Source organism: Streptomyces sp. GL_148 (assembly GCF_057834205.1).
Window position 1 is genome coordinate 8,334,690 of the sequence record NZ_CM174396.1, and the last position, 26,731, is coordinate 8,361,420.

22 protein-coding genes are annotated in these 26,731 nt (G+C 72.9%); 8 read left to right on the forward strand and 14 right to left on the reverse strand.

Annotation, left to right across the window (positions count from 1 at the left end; genetic code table 11):
* Positions 1–106: 106 nt before the first annotated feature.
* Entirely contained in the window at positions 107–1,384 is a 1,278-nt protein-coding gene (locus AC3IYI_RS37545; protein WP_489407895.1) for a PucR family transcriptional regulator, read from the reverse strand.
* A gap of 380 nt (positions 1,385–1,764) precedes the next feature.
* On the opposite strand from AC3IYI_RS37545, the gene AC3IYI_RS37550 reads away from it, so the two are divergent.
* The 5 genes from AC3IYI_RS37550 (at position 1,765) to AC3IYI_RS37570 (ending at position 7,528) form a co-directional block, all read left to right on the forward strand.
* The gene (locus tag AC3IYI_RS37550) at positions 1,765–2,946 is read left to right on the forward strand and encodes a hypothetical protein (protein WP_489407896.1); all 1,182 of its coding nucleotides are present in this window, start codon (positions 1,765–1,767) and stop codon (positions 2,944–2,946) included.
* Positions 2,943–4,397 carry an NADH-ubiquinone oxidoreductase-F iron-sulfur binding region domain-containing protein gene (locus tag AC3IYI_RS37555; RefSeq protein WP_489407897.1) on the forward strand — a complete coding sequence of 485 codons (1,455 nt, stop codon included), beginning with the start codon at positions 2,943–2,945 and terminating at the stop codon, positions 4,395–4,397. The genes AC3IYI_RS37550 and AC3IYI_RS37555 overlap by 4 nt, the downstream gene beginning before the upstream one ends.
* 114 nt (positions 4,398–4,511) lie before the next feature.
* On the forward strand, positions 4,512–5,531 hold the full coding sequence (locus tag AC3IYI_RS37560) for an SCO0930 family lipoprotein (protein ID WP_489407898.1): 1,020 nt from the start codon (positions 4,512–4,514) through the stop codon (positions 5,529–5,531).
* 45 nt (positions 5,532–5,576) lie between these two features.
* A complete protein-coding gene (locus tag AC3IYI_RS37565) occupies positions 5,577–6,056 on the forward strand; it encodes a hypothetical protein (RefSeq protein WP_489407899.1) in 480 nt (159 codons plus the stop codon).
* Between the two features lie 125 nt (positions 6,057–6,181).
* On the forward strand, positions 6,182–7,528 hold the full coding sequence (locus AC3IYI_RS37570; RefSeq protein ID WP_489407900.1) for a radical SAM protein: 1,347 nt from the start codon (positions 6,182–6,184) through the stop codon (positions 7,526–7,528).
* 10 nt (positions 7,529–7,538) lie between these two features.
* On the opposite strand, the gene AC3IYI_RS37575 is transcribed toward AC3IYI_RS37570, so the two are convergent.
* From AC3IYI_RS37575 to AC3IYI_RS37620, 10 genes are all read right to left on the reverse strand, one after another.
* The gene (locus AC3IYI_RS37575) at positions 7,539–10,946 is read right to left on the reverse strand and encodes a molybdopterin-dependent oxidoreductase (RefSeq protein ID WP_489407901.1); all 3,408 of its coding nucleotides are present in this window, start codon (positions 10,944–10,946) and stop codon (positions 7,539–7,541) included.
* 152 nt (positions 10,947–11,098) lie between these two features.
* Positions 11,099–12,031, reverse strand: coding sequence for an ABC transporter permease (locus AC3IYI_RS37580; protein WP_489407902.1), 933 nt, complete (start codon positions 12,029–12,031; stop codon positions 11,099–11,101).
* A complete protein-coding gene (locus AC3IYI_RS37585) occupies positions 12,028–12,906 on the reverse strand; it encodes an ABC transporter ATP-binding protein (RefSeq protein WP_489407903.1) in 879 nt (292 codons plus the stop codon). The genes AC3IYI_RS37580 and AC3IYI_RS37585 overlap by 4 nt, the downstream gene beginning before the upstream one ends.
* A complete protein-coding gene (locus AC3IYI_RS37590) occupies positions 12,903–13,292 on the reverse strand; it encodes a GntR family transcriptional regulator (protein WP_489407904.1) in 390 nt (129 codons plus the stop codon). The genes AC3IYI_RS37585 and AC3IYI_RS37590 overlap by 4 nt, the downstream gene beginning before the upstream one ends.
* Before the next feature lie 78 nt (positions 13,293–13,370).
* Positions 13,371–14,411 (reverse strand): LLM class flavin-dependent oxidoreductase, encoded by a 1,041-nt coding sequence (locus tag AC3IYI_RS37595; RefSeq protein WP_489407905.1) that lies wholly within the window; start codon positions 14,409–14,411, stop codon positions 13,371–13,373.
* A 77-nt stretch (positions 14,412–14,488) separates the two neighbouring features.
* Positions 14,489–15,256, reverse strand: coding sequence for a GNAT family N-acetyltransferase (locus AC3IYI_RS37600; RefSeq protein WP_489407906.1), 768 nt, complete (start codon positions 15,254–15,256; stop codon positions 14,489–14,491).
* Between the two features lie 52 nt (positions 15,257–15,308).
* Positions 15,309–16,331 carry a transporter substrate-binding domain-containing protein gene (locus tag AC3IYI_RS37605; RefSeq protein ID WP_489407907.1) on the reverse strand — a complete coding sequence of 341 codons (1,023 nt, stop codon included), beginning with the start codon at positions 16,329–16,331 and terminating at the stop codon, positions 15,309–15,311.
* A 94-nt stretch (positions 16,332–16,425) separates the two neighbouring features.
* Entirely contained in the window at positions 16,426–17,235 is an 810-nt protein-coding gene (locus AC3IYI_RS37610; RefSeq protein WP_489407908.1) for an amino acid ABC transporter ATP-binding protein, read from the reverse strand.
* The gene (locus tag AC3IYI_RS37615; RefSeq protein ID WP_489411815.1) at positions 17,232–18,191 is read right to left on the reverse strand and encodes an amino acid ABC transporter permease; all 960 of its coding nucleotides are present in this window, start codon (positions 18,189–18,191) and stop codon (positions 17,232–17,234) included. Before AC3IYI_RS37615 ends, AC3IYI_RS37610 begins: the two co-directional genes overlap by 4 nt.
* A gap of 219 nt (positions 18,192–18,410) precedes the next feature.
* Positions 18,411–19,316 (reverse strand): amino acid ABC transporter permease, encoded by a 906-nt coding sequence (locus AC3IYI_RS37620; protein WP_489407909.1) that lies wholly within the window; start codon positions 19,314–19,316, stop codon positions 18,411–18,413.
* Positions 19,317–20,140: 824 nt separating this feature from the next.
* Here AC3IYI_RS37620 and AC3IYI_RS37625 point away from each other — a divergent pair.
* From AC3IYI_RS37625 to AC3IYI_RS37635, 3 genes are read left to right on the forward strand one after another with little or no spacing between them, the layout of a single operon-like run.
* Positions 20,141–21,394: an LLM class flavin-dependent oxidoreductase gene (locus AC3IYI_RS37625; RefSeq protein ID WP_489407910.1), complete on the forward strand. Its 1,254-nt coding sequence runs from the start codon at positions 20,141–20,143 to the stop codon at positions 21,392–21,394.
* Entirely contained in the window at positions 21,391–22,377 is a 987-nt protein-coding gene (locus tag AC3IYI_RS37630; protein ID WP_489407911.1) for an ABC transporter substrate-binding protein, read from the forward strand. The genes AC3IYI_RS37625 and AC3IYI_RS37630 overlap by 4 nt, the downstream gene beginning before the upstream one ends.
* A gap of 35 nt (positions 22,378–22,412) precedes the next feature.
* Positions 22,413–23,165, forward strand: coding sequence for an amino acid ABC transporter ATP-binding protein (locus AC3IYI_RS37635; protein WP_489407912.1), 753 nt, complete (start codon positions 22,413–22,415; stop codon positions 23,163–23,165).
* A gap of 40 nt (positions 23,166–23,205) precedes the next feature.
* Here the strand turns inward: AC3IYI_RS37635 and AC3IYI_RS37640 are convergent, their stop codons facing one another.
* The 3 genes from AC3IYI_RS37640 to AC3IYI_RS37650 all read right to left on the reverse strand — a co-directional run bounded on the left by AC3IYI_RS37640 (position 23,206) and on the right by AC3IYI_RS37650 (position 26,576).
* On the reverse strand, positions 23,206–24,087 hold the full coding sequence (locus tag AC3IYI_RS37640; RefSeq protein WP_489407913.1) for a carbon-nitrogen hydrolase family protein: 882 nt from the start codon (positions 24,085–24,087) through the stop codon (positions 23,206–23,208).
* A gap of 8 nt (positions 24,088–24,095) precedes the next feature.
* Positions 24,096–24,596: a hypothetical protein gene (locus AC3IYI_RS37645; protein WP_489407914.1), complete on the reverse strand. Its 501-nt coding sequence runs from the start codon at positions 24,594–24,596 to the stop codon at positions 24,096–24,098.
* A gap of 150 nt (positions 24,597–24,746) precedes the next feature.
* Entirely contained in the window at positions 24,747–26,576 is a 1,830-nt protein-coding gene (locus AC3IYI_RS37650; RefSeq protein WP_489407915.1) for an IPT/TIG domain-containing protein, read from the reverse strand.
* Positions 26,577–26,731 lie beyond the last annotated feature (155 nt).

Here is a 26,731-nt window from a genome sequence, read left to right on the forward strand (position 1 = left end):
GGCCACGGAGCACGCTCCGTGGCCGGCACCGCCTCGTCCGTCCGCTCTACCCGCTGACGTCTACCCGCTGACGTCTACCTGTCCCCGTCTACCTGCTCCCGTCTACCTAGAGGCCGTTGACGCGGGCGATGCGGCCGTCGCCCGGAGACGGGCGGAAGTCGGCGGCCACCACGCGCGCCCGGCGGCTGCCCCGGCCCGGCCGCAGCCGGACCTGGGCCATCAACCGGCGGCTGCGCAGCGCCAGTTCCAGTTCGAAGCGGGTGCGCGGATCCCGCAGGCCGGGCCCGAAGAGCTTCTCCAGCTGGCGCATCCGGTAGCGGACCGTCTGCGGGTGCACGCTCAGCGCCTTGGCCGCCTCGGGAGCTCCGCCGCCCTCGAGCCAGGCGAGCAGGGTGACTTCGAGCCGCTCGCTCTGGCGCGGGGTGAGGTCCGCCAGCGGCCGCAGCCAGCGTGCGGCGAGTGCGTGGGCCAGCGGCTCGTCCTGGAGCAGCAGGAGCGTCGAGAGGTGGTCGTCCACGAAGACCGTCCGGGCGTCCGGTCCGGACCTGGCCTGCGCCGGGACCAGCGCGAGCAGCCGTACCGCCCAGCGCAGGGAGGAGGCGGTGTCGCCGGGGGCCACCGGGTGGCCGACCACGGCGAGCCGGCCGCGCAGCGCGCCGTCCAGGGCGGTACGGGCCTCCGGGTCGGCGGTGGGGACGAGCAGGCAGGGCTGGCCCGCGACCATGCCGCCGAGGCAGTCGTCGAGGAGGGCCGCGAGCTGCTGTGTCTCGCCGGGCGAGGCCAGGGCGACCGCCCGCACGGCGACGGGGAGCGGCCAGCCGGCCGGTCCGGCGAGCTCGGCCAGTTCGGCGAGGGCCGTTTCGCGGTGCGGGGTGTCACCCGTGAGCGCGGCGAAGAGCTCGCGCCGGGCGTCCTCGCGGACCGAGCCGAACCGTTGTAAGGGCACGGCCTGGAGCGGTGGCAACTCCCCGCCGCGGAAGGCCGCGTGCGGGTGTGCGGGTGGGTGGGCGTGCGGGTGGGGCCGGGCGTGCTCGGCCTCGAAGGCCGCGGCCGTCGTGGTGGTGGGCCCGGAGCCGGACCGGGTCAGTGCGTGGTGGTGCGAGGGCTCCCGGGCGTGGGCCGAGTCGGCTCCGTCTCCCGTGCGGGTCTCCGTAGCCCCGGTGCCGCCGGCGCCCTCGCGGTAGCCGAGGGCGGTGAGTAGGGCCCCCTCCATCCTCCGTCTGACCACCTCGTCTCCGATGTCCCGGGCGAGCGCCGAGAATCCGGGGACGGTCTCCCGCAGTTCCTCCACCATTCCCGCCGCCAGCGTGGGCAGTTCCTTGCGCAGGACCCGGGTCCACTCGCCGCGCGGGCGGGACCAGATGCGGTTCAGAAGTTCGCACATTGTTACCTCGTTCAAGCCGGGGTATGGCCTGCCCCGTGGGACGGTGGCAAGCCCGCAGTCCCGCGGCATCGGCTCGATCGCCGTCGGGGAGGTGCGGCGGCGGATCAGGCGTCAACCCCGTCGCAACCGCACCACTGGAAGGGAATCTTCCGGGGATGTTCGATGCGATGGCTGTGCGAGGGCCAGAAATTATCACGTTTCGATAAATCCCGTGGAGGGCTTGCATACCTCCACGATGCTTCTGCACTCCGGCCCCCGCTCCCGGCCGGCCCGGTGGGCCAGGCGCCCATCTCCCGCCCGCCGAGGAGCGGTTACGACGTCGACCGCCGGGCGCCGAGCGCGAGGTGGAAGTGCTCGGGTCCGGACGTATGGGAGACCACATGCCCCTGCTCCAGCCCCGCCTGCCCGGCCGTTCGCACCGGGCCCGCCGCACGAGAGGCCGTACCCGGCGCCACGCCGGAGCCCCATCCGGGCGGGTACCGGTCCTGGTGTCCGGCCCGGCACCCGCAGCCGTCTCCCCGACGAAGTCGACGCCGGCGGCCCCGTCGGCGCCGAGCGCCTCCGGCCGGCGGGCGGTGCGGCGTCCGCCGCTGCTGTCCTCCCCCGGGGGGCCGCACCCCACGGCCCTGGGCGCGGCCGCCCTCGCGGCCCTGACCGCCCTGCTCGTGGCGGCCCGGGCCGGCGCGCTGACCCGCCTGTGGGACTTCCTCGACCACGCGGCCGGCGTGCTCTCGCTGGTCTCCCTCACCGGCGCCGTCCTGTGGGGCATGGCGGCGACCGACCGCAGACTGCTCGCCTCCGGGCACCGGCTCGTCGCCCAGGCCGCGCACCGCGGCCTGGCCGTCGCCGGCCTCGGGTTCCTGCTCCTGCACGTGTGGATCAAGGTCGGGCGGTCCCGGACCGACGCCGCCGCCGTGGTCCTGCCCTTCGCGGACGGCCAGCGCCCGCTGCTCATCGGCCTCGGCAGCCTGGCCGGTTACGGGTTCGTCGCCGTGGCCGTCTCCGGCGCCGTCCGCGGTGCCTTCGCCACCCGGGGGCGGTCGCTGTGGTGGCGGGCCCTGCACATGGGTGCGTACCCCGCGTGGGGGGCTTCGCTGGTGCACGGGCTCAAGTCCGGGCGTGCCGCGAGTGGTTGGGTGAGCGCCGGGTACGCCCTGTGTCTGATCGCCGTCGCCGGCCTGCTGGCGCTGCGGCTGCGCGCGAAGCTCCGTGCGCTCGCCGCCGCGCGGCCGTCCGGCGCACCGGCCGCGCCACCGGTGCAGTCCCCGCCGCACGCGCCGTCCGTACCGTCCCGGGTGCCCGGGCAGGCGCCGCCGCACCGCCCGGCGCCCTTCGTGCGCAGGCCGGCGGAGTGGGCGGCGGAGCTGCTGACCGCGCGCCTGACCCGGCAGCCGGGCGCCACGGTGTTCCCCGCGCGCCCGGATCCGGCGGCGGATCCGGGCGCGGGGCCGCACGTCCCGCCGTCCGTCTCGCCGCCTGTCCCGCCGTACGTCCCGCCCTACGTCCCGCCGTCCGTCTCGCCGTCGCCCGATGCGTGCGGCGGCGTGCGGAGCGGACGGTGAACGGCGGCTCCGGGACGCGGCCCGCCCTCGGCTGCGTGGGAGGGCCCCGGCTGCTGGCCGGACTCGACGCCGTCGAGCGCCTGGACCGCGCCGGCCATCTGAGCGTGCACGGTGCGCTGCCCCGCTATCCCTCCGAGGAGCTCGTCGAACTCGCCGAAGGCATCGCCCTGGGCGGGCGCGGGGGAGCGGGCTTCCCCTTCGCCCGCAAGCTCCGGGCCGTCATCCGGTCCGCCAGGGGGCAGGACGGACGCAGCGCCGTGGTCGTGAACGGGACCGAAGGCGAACCGAGTTGTCTGAAGGACGCCGCCCTGCTCCTCTACGTGCCGCACCTCGTGCTCGACGGCGCGCTGGTGGCCGCCGCCGCGCTCGGCGCCGAGGACGTGGTCGTCGGCGTCACCCGGCCCGACGTGGAGCGCTCCCTCACCGAAGCCGTCGCCGAGCGGGGCCCGGCCGGGCGGCGCGTGCGCGTCGTCCGGCTCCCCGAACGCTTCGTCACGGGCGAGGGAACCGCCCTCGTGAACGGCCTCGACGGCGGGCCCGCCCTGCCCTCCGGGCACCGGACGCGGACCAGCGAGCGGGGCCTCGGCGGCCTGCCCACCCTGCTGTCCAACGCCGAGACGTACGCGCAGCTCGCCGTCGCCGCCCGCCTGGGCGCGCCCGCGTACGGCACGGCCGGGCTGCCCGACGAACCCGGCACGACCCTGCTGACCGTCGCCGGGACGACCGTCGTCGAGGTGCCCCTGGGCACGTCCCTGGCGTACGTACTGGACCTGTGCGGCACCGTGCCCGGACAGGGTGTGCTGATCGGCGGCTTCCACGGCCGCTGGCTGGACCCGGGGGCGGCGCGCGAGGCGCTGGTCTCCCGGAAGTCGCTGGCGGCCCACGACGCGGTACTGGGAGCCGGCGCGGTACTGCCGCTGCCCGAGGACACGTGCCCGGCGGGCGAGGTGGCCCGGGTCGCGCGCTGGCTGGCACGGGAGTCGGCGGGCCAGTGCGGTCCGTGCGTACGGGGCCTGCCCTCGCTCGCCGACGCCGTGGAACGGCTCGTGGCGGGCGGGGGCGGGGCGGCCCTCGACGCGGTCCAGGCACGGATGCGGGGGGTGCGCGGCCGGGGAGCCTGCTCGCACCCGGACGGCACGTCCTCGTTCGTGGCCTCAGCGCTGGCCGTCTTCCCCGACGAGTTCCGTGACCACGCGCTCGGCAGCGGCTGCGGGCGGCGCGTGCTGGGCGCACTGCCGCTGCCCGCTGACGAGAGCCCCGAACGGCTCGTCGTGGACTGGACGTTGTGCAAGGGCCACGGCCTCTGCGTGGACCTGCTGCCCGATGTGGTGCGGCTCGACGAGGACGGCTATCCGGCGCGCGGCGTCATGCCGGTCCCCGGTCCCTTGCGGCCGAAAGCACTGCGCGCGGTGCGCCGTTGTCCGGCACTCGCGCTCCGCATCCAGGAATGAGTTCACGCTTTGGCGTGATCTGACAAATTCCCGCTCCATCGAATGCGGCGGCCCCCGCAGACCTTATGAATATCCCGACGGAAGCGCGCCGGACGGAAATCGAAGGAGAGAATCATGGGCAACAGGAACCGGGCGACCACGGCCGCCGCAGGATCGGTGCTGACGGTACTTCTGCTCGCGTCGGGATGCGGCAGCGACGACGGCGCCGCCCGTACGGTGACCGTACGGGCGGCGGGGGCGGAACGGGCGGTGGGTCACGGCGCCGGAGACGGCGAGGGCTACGGCGCGGGACCGGAAGCGGAAGCGGATGCGGACGCGGACGCGGAGGGTGGCGCCGAGGCCGGGGCGGGTTCGGACTCGGACCCCACCGACGAGGACCCGACCCCGGCCGGAAAGCTGGCGGTCCGGGAGATCCCCGAGGTCGGCAGCGTGGTCACGGACGCGGCCGGAGGCACGCTCTACCGGTTCGACAAGGACACCGCCCAGCCGCCCCGGTCGAACTGCGAGGGCGCCTGCGCCACCCTCTGGCCCGCGGTCCCGGCGGACGGGGCCCAGGCCCCGGCGGGCATGGACGCCGGGCTGGTCGGCTCGGTGGAGCGGCCTGACGGCACCCGCCAGCTCACCCTCGCGGGATGGCCCGTGTACCGGTACGCGAAGGACACCCGGCCGGGCGACGCGAAGGGCGAGGGCGTCGGCGGCACGTGGCACGCGCTGGCGGCGGACGGCGGCAAGGCGGCGGATGCCGGAAAGACGGCGGACGCCGGCAAGGAATCCGCGCCGCTCTCCGCCGTGAACGACGCGAAACTCGGAAAGCTCATGGTGGACGCCCAGGGGCGCACCCTCTACCGGTTCGCAAAGGACAGCGCCTGGCCGATGAAATTCGGCTGCCTCGACGCCTGCCTGAACACGTGGAAGCCCGCCGCACCCGTGGAAGGGGAAAAGGCCGTCGGAATTCCCGCCGGGCTGGTCGGATCAGTGGAACGTCCCGACGGAACCCGTCAACTGACGATCGACTGCTGGCCGGTCTACCTCTTCACCGGAGACACCGCACCGGGCCAGACCAACGGACACGGCGTACAAGGTCTCTGGTTCGCGGTGGACAATGCGGGCAAGAAGATCCCGGCGGCGGGCTGACCGGCCGTGCGAGACACGGGAGTGGGAGCGCCCCGGGCGCCCCGCGTGATCGCCCTGCTCGCCGCCCTCCTCTGCGTCGGCTGCACCGCAGGCACCGCAGGCACGGGAAGCGTCGCCAGCGCAGGCGAAGGTCGAGCGGCGCCCCAGCCCCCCGCCCCCGAGCCGCTGGACCGGATCGCGGCAGCCTTGGGCTGCAGCAGCCCCGAGGTGACGGTCGACGCGCAGGAGGTGCGCGAGGGTGCCTGCACGGTGGGCGCGCAGGCCTTCCGGCTGGCCACCTTCAGCACGGCCCGGGGCCGGGCCGCGTGGCTGTCGGAGTCCCGGCCGTACGGTGGCACGTACCTCGTCGGAGAACGCTGGATCATCACGGCACCCTCGGCGGACGCCCTCACCCCGGCCCGGACCCGCCTCGGCGGAACCCTGGACTCGGTGCCCGGACACAGCCATGGCGCCCACCCCTCGGCGTTCCTGCCCCACGGACCCGCCGGCGAACGGCTCCCGCAAACTTCCCGGAGTTCCAGCTGATGCCCGCAGGAGGCGCTGCGCCCGGGCCCGGGCGCACTCACTAGAGTGAGATCAACGCCGCGCCGCGCGGAACGCCAAGGGGGCGGACCGCCGCGGTCCGGCAGGAGCCTGGAATGGAGCCGCAGATGGAGAGTCCCAGCCGTACCGCGCTGATCGAGGACCTGATGGGGCGCTTCCCGCACGTGCCCCGGGAAGCCGTGATCAAGGAAGACCTCCTGCGGGGCGGCATGGCCTTCGACGAGTCCGCGCTCAGCGGAGGCGCCGACGGGGCATCGGGCGACGTCAAGCCGAAGTCGTACTTCATCTTCTCCTTCGACCACCGCACCCTCCCGGAGCTCGGCGCCGCCGCGCTGAACCGGCCCCCCGAGGAGATCGTGCTCACGGGCGGCCCGTACGAACTGCGCCGCACCGTGGTCTCCGTACGGGTCAACCCGGACTCCCCGTACGTGGTGCGCGGCGGGGAGGACGGCGCGCTCGGCCTGTACCTGGACGGCGCACGGATCGCGGACGTCGGCCTGCCGCCGATGCCGGAGTACTACCGGCACAAGCTGTCGAACGGCAAGTCGGTGATGGAGGTCGCGCCGACCATCCAGTGGGGCTACCTCATCTACCTGACGGTCTTCCGGGTGTGCCAGTACTTCGGCGCCAAGGAGGAGTGCCAGTTCTGCGACATCAACCACAACTGGCGCCAGCACAAGGCGGCCGGCCGCCCCTACACCGGGGTCAAGCCCGTCGATGAGGTGCTGGAGGCGCTGGAGATCATCGACCGGTACGACACGGCGGGCATCTCCCGGGCCTACACCCTCACGGGAGGCTCGATCACCTCCCAGGTCGGCGGCCGTGACGAGGCGGACTTCTACGGCCAGTACGCGAAGGCCATCGAGGAGCGCTTCCCCGGCCGCTGGACCGGCAAGGTCGTCGCGCAGGCCCTGCCCCGCGACGCCGTGCAGCGCTTCCACGACCACGGCGTCAAGATCTACCACCCCAACTTCGAGGTGTGGGACGAGTACCTGTTCAAGCTCCACTGCCCGGGCAAGGAGCGCTACGTCGGCCGCGACGAATGGCACCGCAGGATCCTGGACTCCACGGAGGTGTTCGGACCGCGCAACGTGATCCCGAACTTCGTGGCGGGCATCGAGATGGCCGAGCCCTTCGGTTTCACCAAGGTGAGCGAGGCGATCGCGTCGACCCAGGAGGGCCTGCGGTTCTTCATGTCGCACGGCGTCGTCCCGCGCTTCACCACCTGGTGCCCGGAGCCGACGACCCCGCTCGGCAAGGCCAATCCGCTGGGCGCGCCCCTCGAGTACCACGTCCGCCTGCTGGAGACCTACCGGGCGACGCTGGAGGAGTTCGGCCTGAGCTCCCCGCCCGGCTACGGTCCGGCCGGCCCCGGCCGTGCGGTGTTCTCCGTCTCCTCCTTCATGGACAGCCTGGAGGGGCTGGAGGAGAAGGAAGAGAGCACTTCTTCCTGACGGCTCCGGCTCAGAGGTCGAGGACCAGGTCCGAGGTGGGCAGGGACTGGCACGTCAGGACGTCGGTGTCGGGCAGGTCCTCCGACGGGGTCACCAGGTGGGCCGCCGTGCCCTTGAGGACCGTGCAGGCACAGCTCTCGCACTGCCCGACCCGGCAGCCGCTCGGCATCGCGACCCCGGCGGCCTCGCCGAGGGCGAGGAGCGGGCCGTCGTTCTTGCGCCAGGTGGCGCTGCGTCCGGACCGGGCGAAGGTGACGGTGTACTCGGCGTCGTCGGGCACGGTGACCTCCCGCCGGGCCGGGCGGAACTTCTCGCTGAACACCTCGAAGCGGGGGACACCGCGCGCGATCAGCGCACCGGTGAGGGCGTCCAGCATGGGCTGCGGTCCGCACACGTAGAAACGGGCGCGGCGGGCGATGAGGCCGGGGTCGATGTCGTCGACGGTGATGAACCCGGTGCGGTCGTAGTCGCGGCCCAGGACCTCGTCCGCGCCGGGAGCGGCGTAGTGGTCGACGATCATCAGCGCCGGGATGCGGGCGGCCAGTTCGCGCAGCCGGTCCCCGAAGGGGTGGTCGGCCGCGTTGTTGTTGCCGTAGTGCAGGACGACCTCGGGGACCGTGCCGCCGGTGGCGGCGAGGGTTTCGAGGTAGCTGAGGAACGGGGTGATGCCGATCCCTCCCGCGAGGAGCACCACCGGGTTGTCGGTGTGCGTGGGGATGGCGAAGACGCCGCCCGGGCTCGCCAGGTGGAGCCGGTCCCCGACCCGGAGCTCCTCGTGGACCCGGGTGGAGAACGATCCGCCGGGGATGTGGCGTACGGCGACCCCGTAGTCGGTGCGGCCGGCCGCGAGGGCGGGTCCGGTGAGGGAGTAGCTGCGGCCGTCCGAGGGGTCCTGGACGGTGCCGTCCCGCATCTCGGCGCGCACGGTCAGGTGCTGGCCGGGCCGGTAGTCCGGCAGGGCTCCGCCGTCCTGCGGGGCGAGCCGCAGGGCGCGTATGCCGGAGCTCACCTCGGTGAGGGCCGTCACGGTGAAGGGGCGGGTCCCGGTCCAGGTGCCGTCTCCGGGAATCGGGCCGATCCGGCAGGTGGCCGCCCGCATCGGGGCGGAACCGCTGAGCGGGTCGGTCTCGGTGTGGTCGATGAGCCGGTTGAAGTTGCTGCCCGTGGCGGCGGTCGGGTCGGAGCCCGGGAGGGCGAGATCGGTGGCCTCCTGCCACCAGCCGTACTCGCCCACGACGACGGAGGGGTGCAAGGAGTCGTCGAAGCGGGCGCGGAGCCGGATGGAGCCGAGGCGCGTGGCGAGCTCGACCCACTGGGCTTCGCCGATGCCGTGGGCGGCGGCGGTTCGAGGGTGCAGGTCCACGGACGGGTCGGTGGCCCGGCGGCGCAGCGAGGTCAGGGAACGCTGCTGGCTGTGGACGAAGTACCCGTGCTTGGCGCAGGTCAGCACGAGCGGGTACGCCGCGTCCGTGGGCGCGGGGTCGTGGTGCTCGGGTACGGCCGGGTATCCGTGCTCCAGCAGCCGTTCGGAGTACAGCTCGACGCGCCGGGTGGGCGTGGCGAAGCCGGTCACGGTGTCGCCTTCGCCTGCTACGGGGGCGGCGTACTTGCGGTAGGACTCCTCGCGGGGCACCCGGACGCCTCCCGGGCGCCGGCGCAACTCCTCGACGGTCAGGCCGAGGGGTTCGAGCTGCCAGTTCCAGGCGGCCTCGATGTCCCCGCCGAAGAAGTCGGCGCCCATGCCCAGGCGGCAGGCGAGATCGAAGACGACCTCGGTGTCGCTGCGGGACTGGCCCTGCGGTTCGACCATCCGTGGCCGCAGCTGGACGTGCTCCTGGGCCCGGTGGCTGACCTCGAAGCCGAAGCGCAGGGCCTCGTGCTCGTAGGCGCTGTTGACCGGCAGGACGATGTCGGCGCTCGTGCTGGTCGGGTTGTGGAAGAGGTCCAGGTGGACCTGGAAGTCGAGCGCGCCCAGGGCCCGCGCCGTGCGGTCGGAGTCGGGCTGGGCCACGACCAGGTTGGACCCGAAGCCGACGAGGGCGCGGACCGGATAGGGGCGGCCCGTCTCGATGGCGGTACACAGGTCGCCGGAGTTGATGTAGCCGAAGGCCGGCGGGCCCAGCGGGTGCTTGTCGAGCCCGAGGGCCTTGGCGCGCTGTTCGGGGGCGAACTGGGCGAAGGACGTGGCCGGGTTGTAGGGCGGGGCGGGGACGACGTGGTTGCCGCCCGGGGCGTCGTAGGAGCCGGTCAGTGCGTAGAGGGTGGCCAGGGCCCGTTCGGTCTGCGCGGCGTTCGCGCTCTGCCCCACTCCGGTCCACCCGTAGTAGGTGACCGAGGGAGCGGCCGCGATCTCCGCGGCGAGGGCGCGGATCTCCCGCTCGGGGATCCAGGTGGTGGCCGCGACCCGGGCCGGAGGCCAGGCCGCGCAGGCGTCGGCGTACCGCTCGAAGGCGGGCGCGCAGTCGACGACCGAGCCGTCGCGGAGGGCGACCGCCCGCGTTCCGCGGAGGGCGAAGCGCTCCGGGCGGTCGGCGGCGCGCGCGGTGTCGTACGGCTCGGCCAGGCCGGTCTCCTCGTCGAGGACGGCGAAGCCGGCGCGCTCGTCGGGTGTGCCGGGGAGTTCGGCCGCGCGCAGGAACCTTCCGCTGTCGGCGCGGACGAGGAGGGGGCCGTTGGTCCAGGCGCGTACGAAGGCTGCGTCGTAGCCTTCGTCGGTGATGAGCAGGTGGGCCAGGCCCAGGGCGAGCGCGGCATCGGTGCCGGGCCGGACCCGCAGCCAGTGGTCGGCCCGCAGCGCGCTGGTGGAGCGGCGCGGGTCCACGACCGCGAGTTTCATGCCGGTCGCCTGGGCGGCGGAGAGGGCGGCGGACTGGGCGAGCCAGGTCTTGGCCGGGTTGAAGCCCCACAGGAGGGTGAGGTCCGCGTTCGCGTAGTCGGGCGGCGGGATCGGCGAGCCGACGGTGAAGGCGTGTGCGAAGTCCTTGTGCCAGTTGCAGATCTCCGCGCTGTACACGGTGTTGGGGCTGCCGAAGAGGCGTACGAAGCGCTCGATCCACTCGGTGGCGTCCGAGACCATGGTCCCGGAGGGTGTGGCCACGGCGAAGGCCACCGATTCGGGGCCGCTCTCGGCGGCGATCGCCCCGATCTTCTCGGCGATCTCTTCCATCGCCTCGTCCCAGGAGACGGGCACCCAGCCCGGGTCCGGGTCGGACTTGGGGTTGGTCCGGCGCAGCGGGGTGGTCAGCCGCCGGGTGCTGTGCGCGATCTCGGGGGCGGAGCGGCCCTTGGGGCACATCGCGGTACCGGTGGGATGGTCGGGGTCCGGTCGCACGCCGGTCAGCCGGCCGTCCTCGATGGTGAAGATCGCGCCGCAGCGCGACTTGCAGAGGGCGCAGAAACCCTTCTTCTCTTCGGACACGGCCGCCTCCTGCCTCGTGGACCTCCTTCCATTGGACAGGCCGTGGCGCGGCGCTGACCAGCGGCGATGGTCGCGAGCGGAGCACCGGAGGACCCGCCGGCCCGGGGCTTTCGCCCCGGGTCGAACGGGCCTTCAGGCTGCTCACAGGAGGTTCAGGGGTGTCGTGCGTGCACCAGGCGGAAGGCGGCGTAGAGGGCGGCGGCGGCCAGGGCGAGCAGGATGGAGGTTTCGATGAGCTGGGTCGGCCAGTGGTGCGAGGCCGGGTGAAAGTCCAGGTACCGGGCGGTGATGGTCAAGTCGGCGGGGCAGTCGGTCACGCTCTGCGTCCGCTCGAAACAGGCATTCTCGGAAAGGCGCTCGCCGGTGCCGGTGAGGAACCCGGTGTCCATCATCAAGGCGGAGCGCGGCAACAGTGGAAATGAGTTCCCCGGGAAGGGGGCGGTGCTCGTCACCACGGGCAGGAAGGACCAGCGCAGCGCACCGAGAACCAACAGCACGAGGCCCGTGAGGAGTCCGGTGAGCGCCATGGCGACCAGGGTCCGTCGGACCAACTGCCCGACCAGGGCGCCGAGGGCCAAGCTGAGCAGGCAGTAGCCGACGAGCACCGGACCGGTGGCCTCGTAGGGACCGCGGTCGGCCCAGTGGAGCTGCCAGGTCCCGCCCACCGCCGCCCAGCCCAAGCGGTAGACCCCGATCAGGGCGACTGAAGCGAGTACCGAGACCGCTGCCGCCACCAGGACCTTCGAGCCGAGCCAGGCCTTCGCCGTCGTCGACTGGGTGAGGGCGAGCCGCCAGGTCCCGCTCTCCAGCTCGCGGGCGACCATGGGGCCGGCGACGAAGGCTCCCACCAGCAGCGGGAGGAGCAGGAGGGTGTTACCTGCATACTGCATGCAGAGGCGGAGCAGCTCCCACGTGTAGTAAGGGGCCGTCTGGTACTTCCGGTCGGAGTCCGGATCCCCGAGCAACACGCGCAGCGCGATCACTGCGGCGAGGCTCGCGGTCACGAGGGCGGGCACCGCCCACAGCACGCGCCGGTGCTGGCGGACCGTGACCCAGTACGGCCCCTTCAGCGTCAGCGTGCTCATGCCGAGACCCCCTCGGTGGCGTCGACAGCGAACGCCGGCGCGTCGGGCGCGCGCAGATGGGCGAGCAAGAGTTCCTCCAGGGACGGGTGGGTCGTCTGCCAGGTGTTGCTGTCGACGGGGCCCCGCGGCCGTACGAGCGCAGTGAGCTGCCGGCCCGTCGTGCGGGCTTCGACGACGGTGTGAGCGGAGAGTTCGTCGCGGGCGGCGGCGGGGCCGGTGAGCAGCAGGTGCGCCGCGCCGACCTCGTCGATGGGGCCGGAGAGGCGGATCCGGCCGCCGTCGACGAGGAGCAGGTGGTCGCAGGCGCCCTCCAGCTCGGTGAGGATGTGCGAGGACATCACCACGGAGGTGCCGTTCTCGGCGGCGTCGGCCATCAGCATGCCCATGAGCCGGTGCCGGGCGAGCGGATCGAGGTCGGCCATCGGCTCGTCGAGCAGGAGCAGACTCGGGCGTTTGCCGAGGGCCAGGGCCAGGGCGACCCGGGTGCGCTGCCCGCCGGAGAGCGTACGGATCCTCGCGTGCGGGGCGAGGTCCCCCGCCTCCACGATCCGCTCCGCCGTACTCGCGTCCCAGCGGCCCGGGTTGAGCTCGCGGCCCATGCGCAGGGTCTCGCCGACGGTGAGCTGCGGGTAGAGCGGCTTGTCCTGTGCCACGTAGGCCAGTTCCTCGCGCGGCACCGAGCGAAGGTGGCCCTCCGTCGCGGACACGAGGCCGGCCGCGATGGCCAATAGGGTGGACTTTCCAGCCCCGTTGGGTCCCACGAGTGCACAGATCCGGCCCTCGGGCAGCCGGAAGGAGCAGTCGCGCAGCGCCCACCCTCCCCGGCGTCCGTAACGCAGGCCGAGGCCCTCCGCCTCGATCACGGTGTGCGTCATACGTCTTCGTCCCCCTTGAAGTGCTCTTCCAGTACGGCCGAGAAGAGCGCGGCCGCGTCGTCCCGCTCCATCCCGGCCTCCCGTGCCCGCCGCGCCCAGTCGGCGAGTTCGGCCCGCAGCGGGGACTCCGCCGGGGCGCCGCCCAGGGACTTGCGGATGAAGGTGCCCAGGCCCCGCTTCGCCTCGACGAGGCCTTCGCGTTCCAGTTCGCGGTAGGCCTTGAGGACGGTGTTCGGGTTGATGGCGGTGGCCTCGACGACCTCGCGCGCGGTCGGCAGCTTGTCGCCCGGCTCCAACAGGCCCAGGCGCAGGGCATGTTTGGTCTGCTGGACGATCTGCAGGTACGTGGCGATGCCGCTACGCCGGTCGATGCGGTACTCGAGCACGACAACACCACCCTTTCACTAGGCAAGTAGTGAAAGGGTGGTGCAGGGGGATGCTTCTGTCAACAGTCCTTCGCTACCTCACGCGAAGGCGGGGTCCGGAATCGAGCGGCGCAGCAACGGAGCGATCCGTGACTGGAACAGCGCGAGGGAGTCGCGGTGTTGGGCCTCGTTCAGCCCGCCCGGCTCGGCCTGGAGGTGCAGGACCGTGTGCCCGAACTCCTCGTGGTAGCGGTGCACCTTCTCGATCACCTGCTCGGGGCTGCCGATCAGGGCGGAACTCCGCTCGACGAAGTCCTCCAGGGTCGGGAACACCGGCTGCAGGCCCTGCGCCGCGTGGGCGGCGAGGTACCGGGCGAACGCCGGCCGGTACGCGGCAACGGCGCCCTGCGAGGTGGGCGCCGTGTGGAAGCCCGCCGTGCCCGCGCCCACGACCGCGTGGGCCGGATCGTGTCCGTAGTGCTCCCAGCGCTCGCGGTAGTGGCGGATCAACGCGGCGTACGGGCCGATGGGATGGGTGACGTTCGCGGAGAAGAGCGGGTCGCCGTAGCGCGCCGCGAGATCCACGGACTCCCGGCTCGTGGCGCTTCCGTGCCAGACCCGCAGCGTCTTCTGGTACGGCCTGGGCAGCACCTCGGCGCCGGTCAGCGCGGGCCGGAAGCGGGGCTGCGCCGTCACCTTCTCCTCGCGCCAGATCTGCCGGAACAGCTCGTAGCCCTCGGAGTTGCGCTCCCACTGGTCCTCGGAGCTCACGTCGAAAAGGTCGCGCTGCGCGGTGCCGTTCCCCTTGCCGATCATCAGCTCCAGCCGGCCGTCGCTGAGGTGGTCGAGGGTCGCGTAGTCCTCGTACGCCCGCACCGGGTCCAGCAGGCTCAGGGTGGTCACGGCGGTGTACAGCCGGATGCGACGGGTCAGCGCGGCGATGTGGGAGAGCACCACGGGCGGCGAGGACGACAGGAACGGCCGCTCGTGGCGCTCGCCGACCCCGAACCCGTCGAAGCCGAGCTCCTCCGCCAGCAGCGCGGCGTCGACGACCTGCCGGAACCGCTCACGCGTCGGAGTCGGGAGGCCCGTCGCCGGATCCGTGCCGTCCGTGATCAGGGTGATGGCCAGGAATTTCACGTCGGCGCTCCTCGAAAAGGGCATACCCGCAATCAGGGCCGCGGAATGGCGGGAGTGTGAAAAGGAATTCGGCACTGTTAAATGCGTGTGGCGGCAATGCCATCCGTGCCGCGCGGCGCCCGGAAGGCCACGAAGAAGGGCCTGTGGCGCACGGTGAAACCGATCGACTGGTACAGGCGGATCGCGCCGGTGTTCTCGGCGGCCGTGTGCAGGAACGGTACGTCTCCCCGGTCCCGGATGCCCGCTGCCACGGCGCGGACCAGGCGCGTCGCCAGACCCCTGCCGCGGAAGCCTGGACGGGTGCAGACCGCGCTGATTTCCGTCCACCCGGGCGGGCGCAGCCGCTCCCCGGCCATGGCCACCAGCCGGCCCCGGTGGCGGATGCCGAGGTACGTGCCCAACTCGACGGTGCGGGGCAGGAAGGGCCCCGGCTTCGTCAGCCCGATCAGCTCCAGCATCTCGGGCACGTCCGCCGGTCCGAGCCGCACCGCCTCGGGGGCGGGCTCGGCGCGCAGCGACGTGTCGACCAGCTGGACCCCCGGGGTCGAGCCGACGGTCTCCCAGCCGTGGGGCGGGGTCAGCACCCCGGAGAGCACGACGACCCCGTCGGGGCCGGCCAGGGAGCCCAGCGCGTCCCAGGACCGGGGGTCGGCCGGATCGGCGATCGCGGAGAACACGGCGACGTCCGCGGCGTAGCGGGCGGCGTGGCCGCCGGCCCGCACGGCGAAGGCCGCGTGCGGGCCGGACAGCGAAGCCCAGGCCGGGTTGTCGAGGACGTGCGGGGCCGCCGGGGCCGCTGGGATCCCTGGGGTCACCGGGCTCGGGGTGGTGGTGCTGGTGCTCATGGGGGCGGAACCCTCCTTCCGTGGGGTGCCCGGGCCGGGGACGGCCGCGGGGTCAGGAGTTGGTGAGGGGCAGCCCGGGCGGGTTGACCTGGGAGGTGGTCACGGCCTCGTCGGAGAGGTGCCAGGCAGTGAGGAGTTGCGCGTACTGGCCGGTTCCGACGAGATGGTTGATGGCCTGGGCCACGGGCTCGGCCAGTCCGCTGTCCTTCTTCGCGGTCGCGGCGATCAGCCCCTGGAGGGTCTCGCCGGCGCCGGAGGACGAACCGGCCTTGCGGGTCGGGGCGTTGCCGCTCGCGGTCTGGGCGATGTGGTAGGCGACCGCCGGGTTCGGGCCGAAGTTCAGGTCGATCTTCTTGCCGCTCAGGGCCAGGTAGACGCTGTTGGCGTCGGGGAAGTACTTGACCGTGAAGTCCTTGCCCTCGGACTGGAGCTTCTTCTGCCACTCCAGAAGGATCTTCTCCTGGTTGGTGCCCTTGCCGACCGACACCGTCCTGCCCGCCAGGTTGCGGTAGTCGCCGCCGAACTCCCAGGTGTTCTCCTTCAGGGCCTCGAAGGCCAGGTTGTCCTGCCGGTAGGACGCGAAGTCGTACTTCTTCTTGCGCTCCTCGGTGACCGTGACGTTGGTGAAGGCCACGTCGGCCTTGCCGCTGTCGATGCCGACGAAGAGGTTCTCCCACGTGGAGTTCTTCACCACGGGCTTCAGGCCCAGGGTCGCGGCGACCAGGCGGCCGAGGTCGGGCTCCGAACCGGTGATGGTCTTCTGGTCGGTGCCGACGTAGTTGAGGGGCGGGGACCCGGCGGGCAGGGCGCCCACCCCGATGACCAGCTCACCGCGGTCGCGCACGGCCTTCGGGAGCTGTGCGCGCAGGGACTCGACGACGGGGACGGTCAGTTCTGCCTGCTGCGCGGCGCCGTTGGAGAAGGCGCCGATGGTCACCTTGTCGGAGCCCGACGCGGTGCCGGTGGCCTTCGCGTCGCCGCCGCACGCGGTGAGTCCGGCGGCGAGGGCGACGGCGGCGGTCGTGGCACCGAGGCCGCGGACGAGTCTGTTGCGCAGGAGGGACGGGCGGTGCATGGCGTTGCCTTTCGGGTGTTCGGCGATGCGGGGAAACCGCGGGGAGGGGAAGCTGTGGACAGGGGAAGCTGTGGACAGGGCGGGGCAAGGCCGGTCAGAGCACCTTGCTGAGGAACTCCCGGGTCCGCGGGTGCGCGGGGTGGTCCAGCACCTGCGCGGGCGGACCCTGCTCGACGATGCGGCCCTCGTGGAGGAAGACGATCTCGTCGGCGACCTCGCGCGCGAAGCCGATCTCGTGGGTCACGATCACGAGGGTGGTGCCCCCGGTGGCCAGGTCCTTGATCACGGAGAGCACCTCGCCGACCAGCTCGGGGTCGAGCGCCGAAGTGGGTTCGTCGAAGAGGATGACCCCCGGCCGCAGGGCGAGGGCCCGCGCGATGGCCACCCGCTGCTGCTGCCCGCCGGACAGCTGTCGCGGGTAGGCGCCGCCACGGTCTCCGAGCCCTACGCGGCGCAGCAACTCCTGCGCCAGGGCCTGTGCCTGCGGCCGGGACAGCCTGCCGGTGGCCACCGGGGCGGCGGCGACGTTGTCCAGCACGGTCAGGTGCGGGAAGAGGTTGAAGTTCTGGAAGACGAAGCCGATCCGGCCGCGCTGGGCGAGGATCGCCCGTTCCCTCAGTTCCTTGAGCCGGCCTCCGTGCCGCTGGACGCCGATCAGCTCGCCGCCGACGCTGACGTGGCCGGCCTCGGGCTTCTCCAGGTGGTTGAGGACCCGCAGCAGGGTCGACTTTCCGGATCCGGAGCGCCCCAGGATCACGGTGACGGTGCCGGGTGCGACGGTCAGGCTCACCCCGTCCAGGACCCGGCGGCCGCCGAACCACTTGTGCACGTCGTGCACCTCGATGGCGGCGCCGGCGGCCGGCCGCGAGGGCGTGGCGGCGACGGTACTCGCGTTCGCGGTCATCGGGCCGTCTCCTTCCGGTGGCGGATCCGCAGGTCGCGCAGGCCTGCGCGGGCTCGCTGCAGGGGGGTGGGCATCGGGGTGCGCAGCGCTCCGCGGGCGTAGTGCCGTTCGACGTAGTACTGCACGACGGAGACCAGGCTGGTGAGGATCACGTACCAGACGGTCGCCACCAGCAGCAGCGGCACCACGTCGCCGGGATAGGTGCTGCCCAGGCTCTGCACCGAGCCGAACAGGTCGAGCAGGGACACGTAGAAGACCAGTGAGGTGGCCTTCAGCAGGCCGATCAGCTGGTTGACGTAGGAGGGCACGATCGAGCGGAGCGCCTGCGGGAAGACGATCCTCGCGAACTGGTACCGCTTGGGCAGTCCCAGGGCCGCGGCCGCCTCGTGCTGGCCCTGGTCGACGGAGAGCACGCCGGCCCGGACGATCTCGGCGGCGTAGGCGGCCTCGCTCAGGCTCAGGCCGACCACCGCGACCACCATGTCGGTGGCGATCCGCGACTCGTCGAAGGTCAGGAAGGCGGGCCCGAACGGCACACCGATGCTGAGGGTGGGGTACAGGGCGCTGAGGTTGTAGAGGAAGAGCAGGACGACGATCAGCGGCACGGAGCGCAGGAGCCAGATGTAGGTCCAGCTCACCGACCGCAGCACCGGGCTGCCCGAGAGCCGTCCGAGGGCCAGCAGGATGCCGCCGGCCAGGCCGAGGACCGCACTGTACACGGCCACCTGGAGGGTGATGAGCAGCCCGTCCAGGATCACCGGGCGGGTGAACCAGTACGCGAAGCGGTCCCATTGGTAGAAGGGATTGGTGATCAGCCCGTGGGCGGCCTGCGAGACCAGCACCAGGACGGCGATGCCGGCGACCCACCGCCCGGGCCGGCGCAGCGGGAGGACCCGCTCGGCGGGCCCGGGCGGCCCTGGCGGCCCGGAGGGGCCGGCGGGCGCGGGGAGGAGCAGTGATTCGGTCAAGGACACTCCACGGCTTCGAAATAGGCGCAGAATCGAAAAGCAGCCGTCGAGCCGAACAGGAGGAGGCCGCCGATATCTGTTCTCTTTGTCTGCGGCGTAAGCTAGGCAGCCCGGAGAAGGGGTGTCAACGGCCTGGATATCGGGATGCGTGAAATCGTGTTCCGATTTCATCCGCCGTACATATAACGCCTCTTGGTGAAATAAAACTCAGCGGCCGCCGCGCGAGCTGCCGCGGGCGTAGTGCCGCTCCACGTAGTACTGGCCCGCGCTCAGCACGGTGGTGACGGCGACGTACCAGAGGGTGGCCACCATCAGCAGCGGGATGACCTGGTAGTTCTGGTTGTAGACCAACTGCACCGAATACAGCAGGTCGTGCACGGCCAGCACGCTGACGATGCTGGTGCCCTTGAGGGTGCCGATCAGCATGTTCCCGGCGGTCGGCACGATCGAGCGCATCGCCTGGGGAACCACGATCCGGTACAGCGTGCGGCGCCTGCTCAGCCCGAGTGCCTGCGCGGCCTCGGTCTGGCCGGGGTCCACGGAGAGGATGCCGCCGCGCACCACCTCGGCGGCGTACGCGGTCTCGTGCAGGGTCAGGCCGATGACGGCGGTGAGCGTGGGGCCGAGCAGGTTCACCGTGGTGACGCTGAAGAGCTGGGGGCCGTAGGGGATGCCCAGGCCGAGCGTCGGGTACAGGGCGCCGATGTTGAACCAGAACAGCAGCTGGACCAGCAGCGGCGTGGACCGGAAGATCCACACGTAGCCCCAGCTCAGGGTGCGCAGCACCGGGTTGGCAGACAGCCGCATCACGGCGAGGACGGTGCCGAACAGGAACCCGAGCACCATCACCACGCCGGTCAGCCAGAGGGTCAGCAGCAGCCCGTCGAGCACGGCGGAGGTGGTGAAGTACCGGCCCACCAGGCCCCATTGGAAGGCGTCGTTGCGGACGACGGAGGCCAGTACCAGCGCGAAGACCAGCAGTGCGGCGGCAGCGGACAGCCGACGGCCGACGCGCCGGCGCGGCACGATCGGCGGCGGCTCGGCGCCGGGGGCGGACCAGGCGGAGGTGTCGGACACGCGGGGCGCGTCGGAGACGTCGGAAGCGGTGGGCATGGAGGTGCTCCGGGGAGTGGGAGGGATCGCGGGCGCGGCTGTGCGGCACGGAATCGATGCGCATGCCGGACCGCCGGACTGCCGGACTGCCGGGCTGCCGGACTGTCGGGCGCGGGTACCGGGTCGTCGTCACGTTCGCCGTGTCCCTCAACACGGCCCGACCGGCCTCCGAGCGCGACGGAGCCGGTCCGCCGCCGATCGTTTCGTGCCCCGCACGAACCTGTCAACAGTGCGCGGTCCAGGGGACGTCGGGCCCGTCCGGCATTCGGGCCCTTGCTTGACGAAGAGCGGTTCGTACTGGTCAAGTAGTCGCATGAACGCCCATCAGCGCCTGGTCTCGCGCGACTACATCGACTTCGGTCGGGTGTGGTCCGCGGCCTGTTGCGCCTGACGCGGCAGCGGGCCGTCCGACCGGCCCTTCCCTCCCTCGGTGACCCCGTCGCGGGCCGAGCTCTTCCTTCGTGCAGCCGTCCTGCGGGCCGTAACCGCCGCTAGGGCCTGTCTTCAAACTCCCGTCGTCGCCCGAAGGGCGGCCGCGCGGCGTCTGGTGCGGCGAGAGCGCGTGCCAGGCGTCGCGCGGCAGACGGGAGTTTGACGACAGGCCCTAGGCCGTCGCGAACCCGGACACGCGCTGCCGCCGTACCTGCCCCCGACGCCCCGCGTCGTCACGCCCGCACGTTGCGCTCTGCTGCCCTTCACCCGTACCGCCCCGTTCCGGTCCGTCCCGCACTCGCTCGGCTGACGGATCGTCACCCAAGGCTGCTCCGCGAGTGGTTCACCCTGCCCAGCCCGCGATCCGTCGCACGTTCCGAAAGGCCACACCCATGCCCGTGGAGTTCCTCGGCATAGCCGCCACCCACGACGGTTCCGAAACCACCGCACGATCCGGCGCCGCCTTCGACAAGGAGTACACGCTCAGGCTCGCCAGGGCGCACGAGGACTACGGCTGGGACCGGGTGCTGTTCGCCTACGGGTCCGGCACCCCGGACCCGGCGCCGGCCGCCGCGTACATCGCGAGCAAGCTGGAGCGCCTGCAGATCCTGCTGGCCCACCGGCCCAACGTCTCGTACCCCACCTTCGCCGCCAAGACCTTCGCGACCCTCGACCAGATCAGCGACGGCCGCCTGGCCGTGCACTTCATCACCGGCGGCAACGACCACGAGCAGGGCCGCGAAGGCGACGTCCTCGGCAAGGACGAGCGTTACGCCCGCACCCGCGAGTACATCCGCATCGTCAAGAAGATCTGGACCACCCACGAGCCCTTCGACCACGAGGGCGAGCACTACCGCTTCCACGACTTCGTCAGCGACGTGTTCCCCGTCCAGCAGCCGCGCCCGAAGGTCTCGTTCGGCGGTTCCTCGCCCGCCGCCTACGCGGCCGGAGGCGCGGAGGCCGACATCTACTGCCTGTGGGGCGAGCCGCTGGAGCAGACGGCCCAGCAGATCGAGGCCGTACGGGAAGCGGCGCGGGCCGCGGGCCGCACCGACGCGCCCCGCATCCAGGTCGCGTTCCGCCCGATCATCGCCCCCACCGAGGAGCTGGCCTGGGAGAAGGCCCACCGCACGGTGGGCGCCATCAGGCAGCGCAGACGGGCTGGGACGGCGCAGCCCCACCGCAACGGGGTGTCGCAGGCCCGGGCGCCCCAGAACACCGGATCCCAGCGCCTGATCGCCATCGCGGAGGCGGAGGAGCGCTACGACCGGGCGCTGTGGACCCCGACCGCCGCCGCCACCGGGGGCGCGGGCAATTCCAACGCCCTGGTCGGCACCCCGGAGACGGTGGCCCTGGCGCTGCTGGACTACCACGACCTCGGCGTGGACATCCTGTCGGCCCGCGGCTACGACCTGCTCGGCGACGCCGTCGACTTCGGCCGGTACGTGATCCCGCTCGTCCGCGAGGAAGTCGCGAAGCGGGACGCGGCACGGGACGCGGCGCGGAACGCCGCGCGGGACACGGCACGGGACGCGGCACGGAACGCCGCGCGGGACGTCGGGCCCGACGTGGCACGGGACGCCGCATCCGGCGCCCGGCCCGAGGCCGGCTCCCCCCACCAGACCCTGACGGCGGTGCGCGGATGAGCCTCCCGGTGAACAAGACCGGGCCGGGGAAGGGCGCCGGGCTCCGCAGGCACCTGCGCACCGCGCTCGTCCTCCTGCCCCTCCCCCTCCTGGCGACGCTGACGGCCTGCGGCTCCGGCGACGCGGCCCCTGCGTCGGCCGCCGCCCTCGGCTCTCCCGTGCCGGCCGACGATCCGGTCGCCGGCGTACGGGCCGTGGAGCCGATCGCCGCCCTGCTCCCCGCCGAGGTCCGCAAGGCGGGCAGCCTGCGGCTCGGCGGCTCCGTCGGATCCCCTCCGTCGGCGTACTACCCGAACGGGCAGGACAAGCCGCCCGCCGGCCAGGACATCGACATCGCCGCCGCGGTGGCCAAGGTCCTCGGCGTGAAGCTGGAGCGGCAGGACGCCTCCTTCGAGACGATCCTCCCCGCCCTGGGCAGCGGCAAGTACGACGTCGGTACGGGCAACTTCGGCGTCACCACCGAACGCCTGAAATCCGTGGACTTCGTCACCTACATCAACGACGGCCAGGGCTTCGCGGTCCGGACGGGCAGCACCGTACTGACCGCGCAGGTCTCCGACCTGACCCAGCTGTGCGGACTGACCATCGGCACGGGCGCCGGCACGACCTTCGAGAAGACCCTCACCGGGCAGAAGGAGGTCTGCGCCGCCGCCGGGAAGAAGCCGTACGAGGTCAGGGTCTTCTCCGATCCCGGGGCCGTGACGACCGCCCTCCAGCAGGGCCGGATCGACGTCGTCATGTCGACGATCAACGGCCTGCGCCACCAGGCCGCGCAGCCCGCCGCGCAGACCACCTTCCTCGGCGAGTACCACCGGCTCGACGTCGGCTTCGCCTTCAAGAAGGGCTCCGCGCTGACCCCCGCGTTCCAGGCCGCCGTCAACGAGCTGATCAAGGACGGCACCTACGCGCGGATCCTGAAGAAATGGGGCACCACGCCCTCCGCGATCGACACCTCGCAGATCAACCCGGCCGAGCACACGTGAGGGAGCCCGGGCGGGAACCCTCTCAGGGACGGGTCATGGTCGAGGTCCGAGGCGTCCACAAGAGCTTCGGACCCCTGGAGGTGCTGCGCGGGGTCGACCTGACGGTCCGCGCCGGAGAGGTCACCGTGATCCTGGGCCCCTCCGGCTCGGGGAAGTCCACCCTCCTGCGCACCGTCAACCACTTGGAGAAGGTCGACCGCGGCTGGATCAGCGTCGACGGCGAGCTGATCGGCTACCGCGGCCACCGCGGCAAACTGCACGAACTCAAGGAGAAGGAGGTGCGGAAGCAGCGGACCCACATCGGGTTCGTCTTCCAGGACTTCAACCTCTTCACGCACCTCACCGTGCTGGAGAACCTCGTCGAGGCCCTGGTCTCCGCGCTGCGCCGCCCGCGGGAGGCGGCCGAGGCGACGGCCCGCCGGCTGCTGGAGCGCGTGGGCCTGAGCGACAAGGCGGACGCCTACCCTCGGCAGCTGTCCGGCGGGCAGCAGCAGCGGGTCGCCATCGCCCGCGCGCTCGCGCTCGAACCCAAGGTGCTGCTCTTCGACGAGCCGACCTCGGCGCTCGACCCGGAGCTGGTCGGCGAGGTCCTGGACGTCATCAAGGACCTGGCCCGCACCGGAACCACCATGCTCGTGGTCACCCACGAGCTCGGCTTCGCCCGGGAGGTCGCCGACACCGTGGTGTTCATGGACGGTGGCGTCGTCGTGGAGCAAGGCGCGCCGGGGGCCGTCCTGGACGATCCGCAGCACCCCCGCACCCGCGCCTTCCTCGCCAAGGTGTGGTGAGGGACCGCCGAAGCGGAGACCGCCGCGACGGCGCCCCGCGTCACGCGGTCCCGTCCTCCAGCCAGTGCGGTGTACGGAAGGCCGCGCCGCCGTACATCGGGAGGGCGATCGACTCCCCGTACCGGGCCAGCTGGTCCCAGGGGCGGTTGATTCCCATGGAGCCGTAGCGGCGCACCCGGGTGACGGTGTCGAGATCCAGTACGTCGACGAGCACCTCCTCGCCGGGGCCGGCCTGCTGGCGGACGGTGCCCTCGGGGTCGACGATCGCGCTGGCGCCGACCCCGGCCGGGTCGGCGGCGTTGACGTTGACCACGTACACCTGGTTGGTCCAGGCGTTGGCGCGGGCGCAGACCAGTTCCATCTCCCGGTCCCGGGTGGGTGTCAGGGTGGGCTGGATGACGATCTCCGCTCCCAGCCAGGCGAGTTGGCGGACCGTCTCGGGGAAGGAGCCGTCGTAGCAGACGGCCAGGCCGGCCCGCCCGATGCCGGGGAGGTCGAAGACAGTGAACTCGTGGCCGGGCCGGGCCTTTTCGTACGGCTGCCAGGGGAAGACCTTGCGGTAGCGGGCGACGATCTCCCCCTCGGGCGAGACGGCGATGGCCGTGTTGTAGATGTGGCCGTCCTCGGCGCGCTCGTAGAGGCTCCCCGGAACCAGCCACAGCTCGGTCTCCCGGGCGAGGGCGCAGATCCGGTCGGTGAGCGGTCCCGGGATCGTGACGGCGGCCTGCTCCATCCAGTCGTCGGGCGCGGGCCCCAGCAGCGGGCCCTCCGCGGCGAGCAGGAGTTCGGGGGCGATGACGAGCTGTACGTGGGGGAAGAGCCCGCGGGTGGCGCGGACCTGGTCGCTGAAGCGCTGCCAGCTCGCTTCGAGGTCGTGGGCCACGGGCGTGGTCTGCAGGGCGGCTATGGCGAGAGTGCGCATGGGTGGGGTCAGTCCTCGGTGACGGTGAGCGCGGCGACCGACGTGCGGCCTTCGCGGAAGAAGCGGCGGAACCGGGTGCGGGCGATGAGCAGGGCCAGGGCGCCCGCGGCGATGGAGCCGGCGCCGAGGAGGAAGACCCCGCCGACGCCGTGGAAGGAGGTGCTGCCGTACGCGGGGTCGTACATGTCGTAGGCGCTGCGGGCGAAGGCCGCCAGCATCAGCACACCGCCCAGCAGCGGCAGGATGCCGCGCAGCAGGAGGTCGCGCGGGGAGTCGCGCAGCCGCTTGCGGAAGTACCAGACGCAGGCCAGCGCGGTGGTGCCGTAGTAGCAGGCGATGAGCAGCCCGATGCAGAGGATGGCGTCGCCGAGGAAGTCGCCGGAGACGAGCGTGAAGAGGACGAGCAGGCAGGCCGCGGCCGCACCGACGAGGAGGGTTCCGAAGGAGGGGGTGCGGTGGCGCGGGTGGATGCGGGCCAGGGCCGGCGGCAGGGCTCCGTGGGCGGACATGGACAGGGTGGAGCGGGGAGCCGACCGGCCGGGAGCCGGCCGACCCCTCCTGAGCGCCGCCCGGACGCGCCGCCGGCCCGCCTCGTGACGAGGCGGGCCGGCGGCCATCGGGTGGGTGCGGACTCCCGTTGGCGCGGGAGGAGGCTACGGTCAGGGGCAGGTGGCCAGGAGGACGGAGACGACCGTGCAACTGGCGGTCGCGCTGTCGTTGAGCGGGCCCGGATCGGTCGGCGCGGACGCCGTACGGGTGGCGGAGACCGAGACGCGCCCCAGCGAGAGCAGCCCCAGCGGTACCCGGAACGTCTTGGTGACGGACGCGCCGTTGGCGATGGTCCCGTAGGCGCAGGTCACGGTGGATCCGGCGGCCGTGCATCCCGGGGACAGGGTGTTGGCGGACGCGCCCGACGGCAGGCTCGCGGTGAGCGTGGCCGAAGTGACCGTACCGGGACCGGTGTTGCGGGCGGTCAGGGTGTAGGTGAGGTAGGGGACCAGCAGGCTGAAGCCGGGCTGTGCGGTCAGGTCCACGTCGATGTCGGCGGGCGGGAGCTGGTAGGTGTACCGGCCCGCGCCGGTCACGGCGCTGGTGCCGCCGGGCGTGGTGACCTGGACGTCCACCGGGCCCGCGGCGTGGGCGGGCGCGGTCGCGGTGCAGGCCGTGGGGGTGCAGGAGAGGCCGGTGGCCGTGTTGCCGGAACCGAAGACGATCGCGGTGGCGCCGTCCAGGCCGGTGCCGCCGACGGTGACGACCGTACCGCCGGCCGTCGTGCCGACGGCGGGGCTTAGCGAGGTCACCACGGGGACGGGGACGTAGGTGTACCGGCCAGCGGGGGACGGAGTGCTGGTGCCGCCGGGGGTGGTGGCCCGGACGTCCACGGTGCCGGTCCCGGCCGGAGCGGTGGCGGTGCAGGAAGTGGCCGTGCACGTGACGTCGGTGGCGGGGTTGCCCGCGCCGAAGGTGAGGACGGCGCCCGACAGGTTGGTGCCGGTGACCGTCACGGCCGTACCGCCCCCGGTGGGTCCGGCGGCCGGGCCGACGGCCGTGACCGTCGGCGGGAGGGTGAAGGCGAACACGATCCGGCCGTCACCGGCGTTGGCGCCGTCGGTCAGGGCGACGGATGAGCCGGGAACCGTCCCGGAGGCCAGGCTGGATCCGCCACCGCCTCCTCCGCCACCGCCACCGGTGGCGCCGTATCTGCCGCCGCCTCCGCCCCGGCCTCCGCCGCCGTACCCGGCTCCGCCGCGGCCGCCGGCGCCCGTCGGGCTGAACACGCCCTGGCCGGCGGAGCCGCCGGAGCCGTTCGGGTAGGCGCCCGGGGAGCCGTCCGGGCCCTCGTTGTCGCCGCCCGGCCCTCCGGTCCCCGCGGCCCCGCCGGCCGTGTCGGTGCCCGGGCCGCCGCCCGTACCGCCCTGCGCGTCGGGAACCAGGCCGTTGCCGTCGGCGCCCGGCCTGCCGCTGTCACCGCCGGCCGCTCCCGGGTAGGCGGGAGAGCCGATGCCCGCTCCGCCCGCGCCGCCGCCCGAACCGGCCGTCAGCAGGGGCGCGCCCGCGCTGGTGGTCACCGCGACCAGGGCGCCGCCTGATCCCGGAACGCCGAACTGCACACTCGCCGTGCCGTTGGCACCGCGCCGGCCGACGGTCACGTTGAAGGTCTGCCCGGGCGTGGCGGGGACGGTCGCGACGAGGTGCGCGCCCTTGCCGCCGGCGGTGCCGTCGGCGGCGTTCCCGCCCCCGGCGCCGTCCAGGGTCACCACGCCGCTGGAGACGCCGTCGGGCACCGTGACGCTTCCGGAACCCCCCGCCGGGCAGGTGATCGTGGTCGTGGCACCCACCAGGACCGGGGCGGCGCACACCCCCTCCGCCGACGCCGGGGGCGCCAGAACCGTCAGGCCGCCCGCGGCCAGCGCCGAGGACGCGGCCACCGCCAGCAGCCGGCGCCGCCACGGTGCGCGCGGTCCGTGTAACACAGCAGTCGAAGACATCGAAGTCTCCCCCTCTCGCCTCCGCCCGGCAGCGGCCGGAGTCGCATACTCCCGGGAAGCCGCGGCCGGACGCTCCCGTACGGCGAACCGGAGTGCAGCTTGCTCCGGCGGCGCCGCCCGTTCGCCGGTATTCCGGGGCCCGTTGGAAGGACGGC

Coding starts and splice junctions, on each gene's coding strand:
- AC3IYI_RS37600 (WP_489407906.1), bottom strand. CDS start 15,256: ATGAGCACCAGCACCACCACCCCGAGCCCGGTGACCCCAGGGATCCCA.
- AC3IYI_RS37640 (WP_489407913.1), bottom strand. CDS start 24,087: ATGCGCACTCTCGCCATAGCCGCCCTGCAGACCACGCCCGTGGCCCAC.
- AC3IYI_RS37630 (WP_489407911.1), top strand. CDS start 21,391: ATGAGCCTCCCGGTGAACAAGACCGGGCCGGGGAAGGGCGCCGGGCTC.
- AC3IYI_RS37580 (WP_489407902.1), bottom strand. CDS start 12,031: ATGAGCACGCTGACGCTGAAGGGGCCGTACTGGGTCACGGTCCGCCAG.
- AC3IYI_RS37545 (WP_489407895.1), bottom strand. CDS start 1,384: ATGTGCGAACTTCTGAACCGCATCTGGTCCCGCCCGCGCGGCGAGTGG.
- AC3IYI_RS37625 (WP_489407910.1), top strand. CDS start 20,141: ATGCCCGTGGAGTTCCTCGGCATAGCCGCCACCCACGACGGTTCCGAA.
- AC3IYI_RS37645 (WP_489407914.1), bottom strand. CDS start 24,596: ATGTCCGCCCACGGAGCCCTGCCGCCGGCCCTGGCCCGCATCCACCCG.
- AC3IYI_RS37620 (WP_489407909.1), bottom strand. CDS start 19,316: ATGCCCACCGCTTCCGACGTCTCCGACGCGCCCCGCGTGTCCGACACC.
- AC3IYI_RS37585 (WP_489407903.1), bottom strand. CDS start 12,906: ATGACGCACACCGTGATCGAGGCGGAGGGCCTCGGCCTGCGTTACGGA.
- AC3IYI_RS37570 (WP_489407900.1), top strand. CDS start 6,182: ATGGAGAGTCCCAGCCGTACCGCGCTGATCGAGGACCTGATGGGGCGC.
- AC3IYI_RS37550 (WP_489407896.1), top strand. CDS start 1,765: ATGCCCCTGCTCCAGCCCCGCCTGCCCGGCCGTTCGCACCGGGCCCGC.
- AC3IYI_RS37635 (WP_489407912.1), top strand. CDS start 22,413: ATGGTCGAGGTCCGAGGCGTCCACAAGAGCTTCGGACCCCTGGAGGTG.
- AC3IYI_RS37560 (WP_489407898.1), top strand. CDS start 4,512: ATGGGCAACAGGAACCGGGCGACCACGGCCGCCGCAGGATCGGTGCTG.
- AC3IYI_RS37610 (WP_489407908.1), bottom strand. CDS start 17,235: ATGACCGCGAACGCGAGTACCGTCGCCGCCACGCCCTCGCGGCCGGCC.
- AC3IYI_RS37605 (WP_489407907.1), bottom strand. CDS start 16,331: ATGCACCGCCCGTCCCTCCTGCGCAACAGACTCGTCCGCGGCCTCGGT.
- AC3IYI_RS37650 (WP_489407915.1), bottom strand. CDS start 26,576: ATGTCTTCGACTGCTGTGTTACACGGACCGCGCGCACCGTGGCGGCGC.